The following is a 12,445-nucleotide window of genomic DNA, read 5'->3' as shown; positions in this document are numbered from 1 at the left end:
CTAAACATGAGAATAGATTTCATTTCACGCCTCCTCTGATTTGATTGCGGATGCGGCTATGTTACACGAGATCGACCAATCGGCAAGCATACAATTTCACATTGCAGATATCAGGCGGAATCGTTGCGAAAATGCAACACTATTGCCACACCCTCGCGCTTTGACTCGCTATCATCAGCCCGCTCCATTCAGCGACAGGTCACCCGCTCAGTGGCCGCTATACTTGACCACGCATTATCCTTGCCGCTTTAGTGCAAGATGTTTGGGCAGTCCGTGAAGGGAAGACACGGACGAAATCGGCCGGGAAACCTGGAGGACCATCTCTTGTCGCTTAGGCACCAGATCATTGCGCTGGCGATCATTCCGCTCGTGATCGCGATCCTGGCGATCACGAGTTTCATCACCTGGCAGTCGGCGAACCTCACGCAAGTTAATATCGCGACCTTCGAGCAGAACATGCTGAAGTCCAAGGAAACGGAAATCCTCAACCTGACCCATCTTGCCGTCTCGGCGATCCAGGCGACCTATGGAGATGCGGCGGCGGACGATCAGGCCGCCAAGGAAAAGGTCGCGGCCATCCTCGCTTCGCTCGACTACGGCAAGGACGGATATTTCTTTGTCTATGATTATGATGGAAACAACATCGTTCATCCGCGCCAGAGCTTCCGGCCTGGCCGGAATTGGCTCGATCTGACCGATCCGAACGGGGACAAGGTGATCGCCGAGCTGATTGCGACGGCAAAGGCGGGCGGTGGACTGCACCAGTACGAGTGGCAAAAGCCATCCAGCGGCCAGGTGGCCGACAAACTGTCCTTTGTCGTCGGCCTCGACAAGTGGCGCTGGGTCGTCGGAACCGGCGTCTATCTCGACGACGTCTATGCCCAGACAGCGGCGGCAAATGCCAGCATGCGCGTCAGCATCAAAAGCACCTTTGTGATCGTGGCGATGATTGCCGTTCCTGCCGTCATCGTCGTCTTCACCACCTGCATGCTGCTGACTTTTCATGAGCGACGCATGGCCGATGGCAGGCTCAAGGAGCTGACCCAACGGGTTATCGACACGCAGGAGGAGGAACGCGCCCGGCTTGCCCGCGAGCTGCATGACGGTGTTTCGCAAAACCTCGTTGGTGTCCGCTATGCCATGGATCTTGCCGGCCGCAAGGTCAGGACCGACGTCAACGATGCGGCGCTGACGATCGAGCGCGGCGTAGAGGCGCTGAATGGCGCGATCAAGGAGATCCGGCGCCTGTCCCACGATCTTCGTCCACGCGTGCTCGACGACATGGGTCTGACCGCTGCACTCGAGGCCTTGTGCCATAATTTTCAGGAGCGGAGCGGAATTGTAACGGAAATCGAAGCGTCCGGTTTCGTCGATCGGCTGAAGCCCGAGGCCAGTACGGCGCTCTACCGCGTTGCTCAGGAAGCGTTCAACAATGTCGAGAGGCATTCCGGTGCAAGCCGACTTGCGATAAGGCTCTGGAGCGATGGCGGGCGGGCGCGCATGACCGTCTCCGACAACGGCACGGGCTTCAGCGATGCCAAAGCGGCCGGCGCGGGCGGCCACGGTCTGGGTCTTCGCAACATGCAGGAGCGGATGGCGCATTTCCGCGGCCTGCTTCTGATCGACAGTACCGCCGCTGGCACGACGCTGACTGCGATGATGCCGAAATCGGCCAATCTGCAGCCCCGCGATCAGGTCGAAGCCGCATGACGGAGCGTCCCAAAATCAAGGTGCTGCTGATCGACAACCACCCGCTGGTGATCGATGGACTGAAAGCCGTCCTCGAAACCTACGATTATATAGAGGTCGTAGGAACGGCAGGTCTCGCACAGGCGGGCCTGGACATCGGCCGCGACACGCGGCCCGAGGTTGTGCTGATGGACATCAACATGCCGAAGCTGAACGGGATCGACGCCATTGAACTCTTTCGAAGCGAATTGCCCGAGACCCGGGTCGTCATGCTCTCCATGCATGATAGCCGGGAATACATCTCCTCCTCCGTGATGCGCGGCGCCGCCGGTTACATCCTCAAGGATGTCTCGACCGACGAGATCGTTTTGGCCATCGAAACGGTCGCTCAGGGCGGAACATATTTCTCGTCCGGTGTCGTCGACGTGCTGATGGAGCGCAAGAGCGAAGATGATGCGGATCCCCTGACGCCGCGCGAGCGTGACGTCCTCGGCCTCATTGTTTCCGGAAGGAGCAATAAGGAGATGGCCGAGGCCCTCGGCATAACGCCCGCCACCGCCGAGACGCACCGCAAGAACGTCAAGAAGAAGCTCAACATTGGCACGACCGCAGGGCTCATCCGCTATGCGCTCGATCATGGCATCAGTCTCAAAACGCGATGAATTGCGCCCTACCCACTTCTGGGTAGGCTTCGCCATTTCACTCCTCCAACCATCTTGTCTGACGAAAACCGTCACCATAGGACTTCACTGCGGCTTGCTGGAGAGCGAACCGCTGGGAGGATTTCAAATGCACTACGTCTGCTTCCGTCCAGCCGGGAAACCCGTTGCGACGGCACGAGCCGGGCTTGCCCCGACTAGCGACTGACACGCCCGCCTTCCACGCTGATAACCGCAACTTGCCGCCACATGTGGCGCCGGAAGGTATCCGACATGGAAAAACCACGAAGCAAGGCAGCGCTCTGGCTGCTCGTCATTCCCTATATCGGCCTGCTCTGGCCATCCTTTTACAATACCCGCGAGCCGGCTTTGTTCGGTTTTCCCTTCTTCTATTGGTATCAGCTCGCCTGGGTGCCGATCACCGCTTTCCTGACCTTTATCGCCTATCGGAGCGTGCGCCATGACGACTGACATCGACAGCACGGCGCTTGCCGTCTTCCTCTTCTTCTTCGCGCTCGTAACGATTTTGGGCTTCGTTGCGTCCCGCTGGCGCAAACCAGCCACGCTTGCCCATATCGACGAATGGGGCCTGGGTGGCCGCAGCTTCGGCACCTGGATCACTTGGTTCCTGGTCGGCGGCGACTTCTACACGGCCTACACGGTGATCGCCGTCCCCGCGCTCGTCTATACGGTCGGCGCCTATGGCTTCTTCGCTCTGCCCTATACGATCGTCGTCTATCCCTTCGTGTTCATGGTGATGCCCGTTCTCTGGAAGCGCGCAAGGGATTTCGGTTACGTGACCGCCGGTGACGTCGTGCACGGCCAGTATGGTTCACGCCCATTGGAACTCGCCGTAGCGGCAACCGGCGTCATTGCGACCATGCCCTATATCGCCTTGCAGCTCGTCGGCATGACGGCGGTCCTGAAGGCGCTTGGCCTGCATGGCGAACTGCCACTGGCGATCGCCTTTATCGTGCTCGCGCTCTACACCTATTCGGCAGGTCTGCGCGCCCCGGCTCTGATTGCCTTCGTCAAGGACATCATGATCTATGTCGTGGTGATCGCTGCCGTGGCGCTCATTCCCTCAAAACTCGGCGGCTATGCCAATGTGTTCGCCGCAGCCGACGCCGCATTCCAGGCCAAGGGATGGGGAAGTCTTCTCCTGGGCCCCAATCAATATGTCGCCTACGCCACGCTCGCCTTGGGCTCGGCTCTCGCAGCTTTCATGTATCCGCATACACTGACGGGCATTTTCGCGTCGAACAGCGGCAAGACGATCCGCAAGAATGCCGTCCTGCTGCCCGCCTATACGCTGCTGCTCGGCCTTCTTGCCCTGCTCGGCTACATGGGCCATGCCGCCGGCCTGAAACTCGATAGCCCCAACGATGTCGTACCGGCCTTGTTCAAGACGCTGTTCTCCGGTTGGTTTGCCGGCTTCGCTTTCGCGGCAATCGCGATCGGCGCCCTGGTTCCAGCCGCCGTGATGAGCATCGGTGCCGCCAATCTCTTCACCCGCAATTTTTGGAAGGCCTATGTCGATCCAAAGGTAAGCAGCGCGGGCGAAGCGAAGGTCGCCAAGATCACCTCGCTCGTGGTCAAGGTGGGTGCCCTGCTGGTCATTCTCTTCCTGCCGACGCAGTTTGCCCTCGACCTGCAATTGCTCGGCGGTATCTGGATCCTGCAGACGCTTCCTGCCTTGGTGTTCGGTCTCTATACCAATTGGTTCCGCGCACCGGGCTTGCTTGCCGGCTGGTTCGTCGGCTTCATCGGCGGCACCTTCCTCGTCTGGGATGCCGGCTGGAAGCCGTTGCACTTGATCAGCCTCGGCGGAGAGCCCTTCACCGTCTACACCGGACTGCTTGCGCTTGCGGCAAACATCGCGGTCGCAGTCGTGGTCAATGCTGTCGTGCCGGCAAGGACTGCGGCGCGGGCTTGAAACAAGACCAGCGGAGGACCGCGACGTTGCGGTCCTCCGCCGTCTCGCATCGGGACGCACGAAATTGTCATACTAATATCCACAATCCGCACGCATGTACAATTTGCGCAGGGAATAGCAGGGCGACAGCGCGCTTTGCTCCGGACCATGTCCGAATGCGCGAAAGATTAACCTTCTTCGGTACGTCATCGTCATCACTATTTTTATGAAGTAAGTGACGGTGGTTTTTGAGCTCGGGTTTTTCATATTCGCTTGGTCGGCTCCTCGAAACCCTTCGTGGTCTGCGAAGAGACACAGGCGGCAACGTCGCTATTGTTGTTGCCCTCACGATGGTGCCTATGATCCTCGCAGTTGGCGCGAGCTTTGACTATATCCGCGCCTATAATGTCAGGCAGAGCATGCAGAGCGATCTCGACGCGGCCCTAATCGCCGCCGTCAAACAGATCGACACCGATGACTCCGACGCTCTCAAGGAAAAGGTTTCCGACTGGTTCCATGCGCAGGTGGAAAGCAGCTATTCGCTCGGCGACATTGAAATCGATACGACCAACCATCGCATAACGGCAACGGCGAGCGGCACGGTTCCCACGACTTTGATGCAGCTCGCGAACGTCACGACGGTTCCCGTCAGCGTGGAAAGTGCCGTCGAAGGACCCGCAACGTCCTATCTCAACGTTTATATCGTGATCGACAAATCCCCGTCGATGCTCCTGGCGGCAACGACGGCAGGCCAGCAGACCATGTATTCCGGCATCGGATGCCAATTTGCCTGCCATACTGGCGATGCGCACACAGTCAGCGGTAAATCTTACGCCAACAACTACGAGTACAGCACCGCAAAGGATATAAAGCTGCGCGCCGACGTTGCCGTAGATGCCGTCAGTGAAGTGCTCGATATGATCGATAAGTCCGACAGCAATCATACACGCATCAAAGTCGGACTATACAGCTTGGGTGATACAACCACGGAAGTTCTGGCTCCGACGGTGGATACCGCAAGTGCGCGCAAACGACTGTCTGATAACAGCTACGGCCTCACAAGCGCGACGTCGACGACCTACACCTATTTTGACGTCTCCTTGACCGCGCTGAAGAAGATGGTCGGCACCGGTGGCGATGGCACCTCCTCGTCCAAACCGCTCAAACTGGTTCTCCTGCTGACGGACGGCGTCCAGTCACAGCGCGAATGGGTAATCAATGGGGTGACATGGAGCGGTAAGACAGCCGTATCTGGCGCCTACTGGAACAAGGTAGCCCCGCTCAATCCGGACTGGTGTGCATACATCAAGAACCAGTCCGCCACCATGGCGGTTCTTTATACCGAATATCTGCCGATCACCACGGACTGGGGTTATAACGCAACTGTCGGCTCGACCATGGCGAGCGCCAAGTGGAAGAGCACCTGGGGCGGCACCATGGATAGCGGCGTATCGACCAGCATCACGCGACGAGACTACATCCCCTATGCGCTTGCCGACTGCGCATCTTCGAAAAGCTTGTTTATTTCCGCATCATCGTCAGCAGACATCACGACAGGCTTGTCAGCGCTTTTCACCCAATATCTCACATCCGTTCGGCTGACCCAATGAGGCAGGCGAAACCGTTTGCACTTCTGCGCCGCCTCCTCGCCGATCGTCGCGGCGTCGCTGCGATCGAATTTGCGATCCTGGCCCTGCCGCTGTTCATGTTCATATTCACGATCATCGAAGTGTCACTGATGTTTTTCGTCGACTCTGCATTGGACGCTTCGGTGCAGAAGATCTCGCGAATGATCCGTACCGGCGAAGCCGCGTCCTCCAAGATCACACTGGCCGATTTCAAAGCCCAAATTTGTACCGATATGCTTTTGGCATTCGAATGCTCCGACAATCTGTTGGTAAAGGTCGACGTGCTTTCCGACATATCATCCGTCGCCAGCACTGACCCCATCGACAGTAGCGGCAAGCTCGCTGTCACCGAGACCTACGATATAGGCAAGGGCAGCGACTACATCCTGGTCCAGGCATTTCTGCCCTGGACCGCCGTCGTCAATTTTTTCACCTTGTCGAGCGCCGAGCTTTCCGATGGCCGCTATCTTCTCGGATCTTCCGTTCTGTTCCGCAACGAGCCTTTCTAAAATGATCCCGAAACGGAGCCTGTCCTTTTCCCGGACGGCCAAACTCTGCATTCGCTGCTTAATTCACGATCGGTCGGCTGCCTCGGGCGTGGAATTCGCTCTCGTATTGCCGATCCTGGTGGTTCTGCTGTTTGGCGCAGTCGATCTCGGCCATGCGCTGACGGTCAGCCGGAAAATGGATGAGATCGCCTCCACGACGGGCGACATGATTTCACAGCAGGGCACCTGGACAAAGACCGATGTCGCAAAGCTTCTGTCCGGCGCCAGCTTCATCCTGCAGCCTTATGACACCACAGGACTTACGATCACGGTCTCGGTGAACGATATCAGCAGCGCAGGCAGCGCGACAGTGAACTGGTCCGCCGCGCTCAATACATCTGCTCTTAGCTCCGGCACCGCAAGCACGATCACAATACCGTCGGAGATACAGGAAACCGGCGTGCAGGTCATACTAACGCGGGTGCAATATACATTGACGACCCCCGTCTCGGCGTTCTTTGCGTCCATTACCGGCACGAATGGCTATACCTTCGATCGCCATTTCTTCAATCGTCCAAGAGTCGGCGACACGATCACCTACAAGTAGGCCGGAAGGTCGTCCGACGATAGCGGCGACAGAGTTGGATAAAGAGCGGCGGCTCCGGCATTCCGGTGCCACCGCCAAACGTGAGGAACTTATCCGATTGTCATCAAGCTGGCATTGCCACCTGCAGCCGCCGTGTTGATCGAGGTTGAAACCTCCTCGACAAGCCAGTTCAAGCAATAGGCCTCGATATCACTCTCAAGCTCCGCCGTCGTCGCCGACTGGACAAGGATGAGCGGCCCGTCAAGCGCGGCGATCCGCTGGTTGATCTCAAGGACCCGTTTTGCGTCTCCTTCCACCAGCGCGGCGGCGAATGGGCCATCGGCATTCCAGTCCTTCGTCCATGCCAGACGTGCGGCGACGCTGGCTGGAAGGCCCGTAAGCGCTGAACGAAGCCCGGAACTTTCGTCGACGACCAGATGGTTGCCGGTCGCGAGTGCTGCCGCAATCTGGCGATAGAGGCCTCGCTCCGTTGCGGGAGCGAGAAGCACCCGCCCGCGGGGATGAAGCGCGTAGACGTTCCGTTCGCCGACAGGGCCGGCAAGCTCCTTTTCGAGACCCACTGCGGAAAGGCTGCCGAGTTCGCGCGCTGCCTCGGCATCCTCGCTACGGCCCTTTCCGGAAAGCCATAGGGCGAAATCCGAGAGTGACGGGTCAATATGGAACGAGCTGTGCTGCGGGGGAACCGGCGCTTTTTGGACCAGTCGACCGATGTAAAGCGGCCCGCCCGCTTTCGGGCCGGTTCCCGAGAGTCCGCGTCCACCGAAAGGCTGGACGCCGACGACCGCGCCGATGATGTTGCGGTTGACGTAGAGATTGCCTGCCTTGATCCGCCCCGTGACGCGGGCGATCGTCTCGTCGAGGCGCGTATGCAGACCGAACGTCAGGCCATAGCCCGAGCCGTTGATGTCGTCGATCAGCCGGTCCAGATCCTGGCGGCGGTAACGGATGACGTGCAGCACGGGACCGAAGATTTCCTTCGTCAGATCGGAAAGCTTTTTCAACTCTATGATGGTCGGTGGCACGAAGGTGCCTAGCGCCGTAGTTTCGGGCAGCGGCAACTGGTCCACTTTGCAGCCGAGGCCGCGCATCTTCTCGATATGGGCATCGATTTCCGCCTTGGCATCATCGGTGATGACTGGCCCGACGTCTATGCTGAGCCGATCCGTACGACCGATGGTCAGTTCCTGGAGTGCACCCTTCAGCATGTTCAGGGTTCGATCGGCGACCTCTTCCTGCAAACACAAAACGCGCAGCGCGGAGCAGCGCTGACCGGCGCTGTCGAACGCCGATGTGATGACATCACCGACGACCTGCTCGGCCAAAGCAGACGAGTCGACGATCATGCCGTTCTGGCCGCCTGTTTCCGCGATCAGCGGGATCGGCTTTCCAAACTTCGACAATCGCTGCGCAAGCTGCGCCTGGATAAGTCTTGCGACACCGGTCGAGCCCGTGAACATGACGCCGGCGGTCTCCGGTGCGTCGATCACCGCAGCACCAAGACGGCCGCTACCCGGTACGAACTGAAGTGCGCCCCTCGGCACCCCGGCTTCGTGCAGGATCTTGACGCTCTCGAAAGCGATGATCGGCGTGACACCAGCCGGCTTTGCCATGACCGAGTTGCCGGCGACCAGCGCCGCGGCGACCTGCCCCGTGAAAATCGCGAGCGGGAAGTTCCACGGACTGATGCAGACGATCGGGCCAAGCGGTACGTGCGAAGGGCCGAGCGTTCGGCGCGCCTGCGCTGCGTAATAGCGAAGGAAGTCGACCGCTTCGCGCACTTCACCGATCGCGTTTGCCGCCGACTTGCCCGCCTCGCGCATGATGACGCCCATCAGCGTCTCGATCCGCGATTGCATGATGTCGGCGGCGCGTTCGAGGCATGCCGCGCGGTCGGCCGGAGAAACGGCAGCCCATTCCTGTGCGCCCTCGGCCGCAAGCTGGGCGATCTTCGCGGCATCATCGATGCCGACTTCGGTGACTTGGCCGACGGCATCGCCGTGGTCGGCAGGATTGAGGACCGGTCTCGTCGCGCCCTCGACGGATCCGTCGGCAAGGAGAGGCAAGGCGTGCCATGACTTTTGCGTCGTGGCGACAAGATTGGCCGCCAGCGCTTCAAGTTCGTCTTCGTTCGAAAGATCGATGCCGGACGAATTTTGCCTTTCGCCTCCATAGAGATTGCGAGGCAGCGCTATCAGATCATGGGGCCTGCCAACCGGCGCGTTTGCTTCAACCAGATCGACCGGATCAGCCACGAGTTCGTCGACCGAGACGTTCGCATCCGAAATTCGATTGACGAAGGACGAATTGGCGCCGTTTTCGAGCAGGCGGCGGACCAGATAGGCAAGCAGCGTCTCGTGCGTGCCGACGGGGGCATAGATGCGGCATGGGCGATCCAGCTTCTGCTTGCCGACAACCTCGTCATAAAGAGGTTCGCCCATGCCATGCAGGCACTGGAACTCGTACTTGCCGATCTCAAAAGCCGGGCCGGCCAGATGGTAGATCGTGGCGAGCGTCTGGGCGTTATGGGTGGCGAACTGCGGAAAGACGACGTCCGTCGCCGCGAGCAGCTTGCGGGCACAGGCGACATAGGCGACGTCGGTGTGAATCTTGCGGGTATAGACTGGGAAGTCGGGAAGTCCGTCAAGCTGCGCGCGCTTGATTTCGGCATCCCAATAGGCACCCTTCACGAGGCGCACCATCATGCGGCGGCCGGACCGGCGGGCGAGATCGATGATGTAATCGAGCACGAAGGGGCAGCGCTTGCCGTAGGCCTGGACGACAAAGCCCAGACCATTCCAGTCCTTCAACTCGTGGTCGAAGCTAAGCTCTTTGAGCAGGTCGAGCGACAGTTCGAGACGATCCGCCTCCTCCGCATCGATGTTCAGGCCGATATCGTATTTGCGCGCCAGCAGCGCCAGCTCGCGAACCCGGGGAAGCAGCTCTTTCATGACGCGGTCCGACTGTGTGCGGGCATAGCGCGGATGAAGGGCCGAAAGCTTGATGGAAATGCCGGGACCTTCGTAGACGCCACGGCCGTCAGACGCCTTGCCGATCGCGTGAATAGCGTTCTCATAGTCGCGATAGTAGCGGCGGGCGTCGGCAGCCGTGGTCGCTGCCTCGCCGAGCATGTCATAGGAATAGCGGAAGCCCCGTGTCTCAAGGGGATGGGCGCGCTTCAGCGCCTCTTCGATCGTTTCGCCGGTGACGAACTGCTCGCCCATCATGCGCATCGCCATGTCGACGCCGCGGCGGATGACGGGCTCGCCGCAGCGGGCGATTAGCCGCGTCAAGGCGGCGGCGAGGCTGCGGTCATTGACGGTCCCCGTCAGCTTGCCGGTGACGACCAGACCCCAAGTCGCCGCGTTGACGAAAAGCGAACGGCCGCCGCCGATATGGGACTTCCAGTCACCTTCCGCGATCTTGTCCCGGATCAAGGCATCGCGTGTCGCCGTGTCCGGAATGCGCAAGAGCGCCTCGGCAAGACACATGAGAGCGACGCCTTCCTGGCTTGAGAGCGAATACTCATGCACGAGACCCTCGACGCCCGTGCCCTTATGCTTGACCCGAAGCGCCTCGATCAGCTTGCGGGCGGTCGCTCGGACCGATGCTTTTATGTCGGCGGGAATCCTTGCCGCCTCGACAAGCGGAGGCAAGCACTCGGTCTCGGGGCGACGATAGGCGGCCGTGATGGCCCTGCGCAGGTCGGACTGCTCTCGGATCGGCGGTGCGAATTGCGCGAATGGCTGGGGGGAATGGGGGTCGGAATTGGCGACGTCGGCGACGACTTTGAGCATTTTCAAACCTATTGGCGGTGGTGATCTGGATCGAAGGCGTTCAGCGCTTATGGTTCCGGCAGATTTTCCGGGAGAAGAAGATGCTTTAGACAATCCTTCCTCGGCTCATCCTGGTTCTTCGTCGGCATCACGCTGACTGCGGCTTTTACAGCGGAGAGAGCGATAGGCCGATAGTTTGCCGACAGGTCGATATCCTGACGCTGGCGAATTGTCTCACGTGTCATCGGAAACCTCAAATCATCGTGTTGTTCGATGCCAACCTTAGATGCCATTGCTTTGCAGGCGGCCACCAAGGCACTTCCTTCAATCCTGCTGAAATATCTATCACGACGGAGCGGCGTCGTTCTCACTTGAAAACAACCTTTCATAGGCTATATGCACTTAATATTGATCGCAGGATCCCACATTATGCCTAAGGAAGCCGATCTCTTTAGTGATTTGGACCAATTCGACAAGAAGATCCTCGAAGCGCTGGCCCAGGATGGCAGGCTGTCGATCACCGACCTGGCGGCCCGCGTCGGCCTCTCCAAGACGCCGTGTCAGCTCCGCTTCAAGAGGCTCATCAATGACGGATACATTGAGGGATTCAAGGCGATCCTCAACCCGGCGAAGATGCAGCTCGACCACATCGCGTTCGTGGAGGTGAAGCTCTCGAACACGCGGGAAGATGCTCTCAAGAGCTTCAACGACGCCGTCAAGAAAATCAGGGAAGTCGAAGAGTGCCACATGATCGCCGGCAGGTTCGACTACCTGCTCAAGATCAGGACGCGCGATATCGGGCGGTATCGCCGGGTTTTGGGAGAGCGGATTTCCACTTTACCGCATGTTGCCAGCACATCCACCAACGTCGCGATGGAAACGGTCAAGGAAGGCTGGACAAATTTGCTTCGAACCTGATTGACCGTTCCAGGCATCCATTCGCCGCCTAGGAATCTCACGCCGGTGATGGCAGCATGCCCGCCTGGGTCATCTGCGATCACAACGCCTTTTCGAGTTCCGGCAGTGCCTCGAAGAGGTCAGCGACGAGGCCGTAGTCGGCGATCTGGAAGATCGGCGCCTCCTCGTCCTTGTTGATGGCGACGATGACTTTGCTGTCCTTCATGCCGGCGAGATGCTGGATCGCCCCGGAAATGCCGCAGGCGATATAGAGCTGCGGGGCAACCACCTTGCCGGTCTGGCCGACCTGCCAGTCGTTCGGCGCATAACCGGCATCGACGGCGGCACGGCTTGCACCGACGGCAGCACCGAGCTTGTCGGCAACCGGCAGGATGACTTGCCTGAACTTTTCCGCCGAGCCCAGAGCCCGGCCACCCGAGATGATGATCTTCGCCGAGGTCAATTCCGGACGATCGGAGGTTGATAGCGCATCGGCGACGAAGGTCGAAAGACCGGGATTGGCGACCGCAGGGATGGCTTCGACAGTGGCAGCGCCGCCTTCAGCAGCAGAGGCGAAAGAAGCGGTGCGCACGGTGATGACCCGTCTGGCGTCGCTTGCCTGCACCGTCTGGATGGCATTGCCGGCATAGATCGGCCGCTTGAAGGTATCGGATGACACGACCTCGATGATTTCCGAGACCTGGGCGACATCGAGGAGGGCTGCCACACGCGGCATGACATTCTTGCCGACCGAGGTGGCGGCGGAAAGGATGGTGTCGTAGCCTGCCG

11 protein-coding genes are annotated in these 12,445 nt (G+C 59.5%); 8 read left to right on the top strand and 3 right to left on the bottom strand.

Annotation, left to right across the window (positions count from 1 at the left end):
• The first annotated feature begins 324 nt into the window (after positions 1-324).
• From QDY28_RS16175 to QDY28_RS16145, 7 genes are all read left to right on the top strand, one after another.
• On the top strand, positions 325-1,710 hold the full coding sequence (locus QDY28_RS16175; RefSeq protein ID WP_331382696.1) for a cache domain-containing protein: 1,386 nt from the start codon (positions 325-327) through the stop codon (positions 1,708-1,710).
• Positions 1,707-2,351 (top strand): response regulator transcription factor, encoded by a 645-nt coding sequence (locus QDY28_RS16170; protein ID WP_331382695.1) that lies wholly within the window; start codon positions 1,707-1,709, stop codon positions 2,349-2,351. Before QDY28_RS16175 ends, QDY28_RS16170 begins: the two co-directional genes overlap by 4 nt.
• A gap of 270 nt (positions 2,352-2,621) precedes the next feature.
• Positions 2,622-2,819, top strand: a complete 198-nt coding sequence (locus QDY28_RS16165; RefSeq protein ID WP_331382694.1) for a DUF3311 domain-containing protein — start codon at positions 2,622-2,624, stop codon at positions 2,817-2,819.
• Positions 2,809-4,284, top strand: coding sequence for a monocarboxylate uptake permease MctP (gene mctP, locus QDY28_RS16160; RefSeq protein WP_331382693.1), 1,476 nt, complete (start codon positions 2,809-2,811; stop codon positions 4,282-4,284). Before QDY28_RS16165 ends, mctP begins: the two co-directional genes overlap by 11 nt.
• A gap of 227 nt (positions 4,285-4,511) precedes the next feature.
• On the top strand, positions 4,512-5,873 hold the full coding sequence (locus QDY28_RS16155; RefSeq protein ID WP_331382692.1) for a TadE/TadG family type IV pilus assembly protein: 1,362 nt from the start codon (positions 4,512-4,514) through the stop codon (positions 5,871-5,873).
• Positions 5,870-6,400: a TadE/TadG family type IV pilus assembly protein gene (locus QDY28_RS16150; protein ID WP_331382691.1), complete on the top strand. Its 531-nt coding sequence runs from the start codon at positions 5,870-5,872 to the stop codon at positions 6,398-6,400. Before QDY28_RS16155 ends, QDY28_RS16150 begins: the two co-directional genes overlap by 4 nt.
• Position 6,401: 1 nt before the next feature.
• A complete protein-coding gene (locus tag QDY28_RS16145; protein WP_331382690.1) occupies positions 6,402-6,986 on the top strand; it encodes a TadE/TadG family type IV pilus assembly protein in 585 nt (194 codons plus the stop codon).
• Positions 6,987-7,075: 89 nt separating this feature from the next.
• Here the strand turns inward: QDY28_RS16145 and putA are convergent, their stop codons facing one another.
• Together putA and QDY28_RS16135 are read right to left on the bottom strand one after the other, a co-directional pair.
• Entirely contained in the window at positions 7,076-10,780 is a 3,705-nt protein-coding gene (putA, locus tag QDY28_RS16140) for a trifunctional transcriptional regulator/proline dehydrogenase/L-glutamate gamma-semialdehyde dehydrogenase (RefSeq protein ID WP_331382689.1), read from the bottom strand.
• 47 nt (positions 10,781-10,827) lie between these two features.
• A complete protein-coding gene (locus QDY28_RS16135; protein ID WP_331382688.1) occupies positions 10,828-11,148 on the bottom strand; it encodes a hypothetical protein in 321 nt (106 codons plus the stop codon).
• Positions 11,149-11,188: 40 nt separating this feature from the next.
• Between QDY28_RS16135 and QDY28_RS16130 the strand changes: the two genes are divergently transcribed.
• Positions 11,189-11,677, top strand: a complete 489-nt coding sequence (locus QDY28_RS16130; RefSeq protein WP_331382687.1) for an Lrp/AsnC family transcriptional regulator — start codon at positions 11,189-11,191, stop codon at positions 11,675-11,677.
• Between the two features lie 79 nt (positions 11,678-11,756).
• Here the strand turns inward: QDY28_RS16130 and QDY28_RS16125 are convergent.
• A partial coding sequence (locus QDY28_RS16125; RefSeq protein WP_331382686.1) for an electron transfer flavoprotein subunit alpha/FixB family protein occupies positions 11,757-12,445 on the bottom strand: 689 nt, incomplete at its 5' end.

It is taken from the genome of Rhizobium sp. BR 362, from assembly GCF_036528765.1.
Lineage (GTDB): Bacteria > Pseudomonadota > Alphaproteobacteria > Rhizobiales > Rhizobiaceae > Rhizobium.
This window is presented reverse-complemented; position numbering and strand designations above follow the sequence as displayed.

Coding starts and splice junctions, on each gene's coding strand:
- QDY28_RS16170 (WP_331382695.1), top strand. CDS start 1,707: ATGACGGAGCGTCCCAAAATCAAGGTGCTGCTGATCGACAACCACCCG.
- QDY28_RS16165 (WP_331382694.1), top strand. CDS start 2,622: ATGGAAAAACCACGAAGCAAGGCAGCGCTCTGGCTGCTCGTCATTCCC.
- mctP (WP_331382693.1), top strand. CDS start 2,809: ATGACGACTGACATCGACAGCACGGCGCTTGCCGTCTTCCTCTTCTTC.
- QDY28_RS16150 (WP_331382691.1), top strand. CDS start 5,870: ATGAGGCAGGCGAAACCGTTTGCACTTCTGCGCCGCCTCCTCGCCGAT.
- QDY28_RS16145 (WP_331382690.1), top strand. CDS start 6,402: ATGATCCCGAAACGGAGCCTGTCCTTTTCCCGGACGGCCAAACTCTGC.
- putA (WP_331382689.1), bottom strand. CDS start 10,780: ATGCTCAAAGTCGTCGCCGACGTCGCCAATTCCGACCCCCATTCCCCC.
- QDY28_RS16135 (WP_331382688.1), bottom strand. CDS start 11,148: ATGAAAGGTTGTTTTCAAGTGAGAACGACGCCGCTCCGTCGTGATAGA.
- QDY28_RS16130 (WP_331382687.1), top strand. CDS start 11,189: ATGCCTAAGGAAGCCGATCTCTTTAGTGATTTGGACCAATTCGACAAG.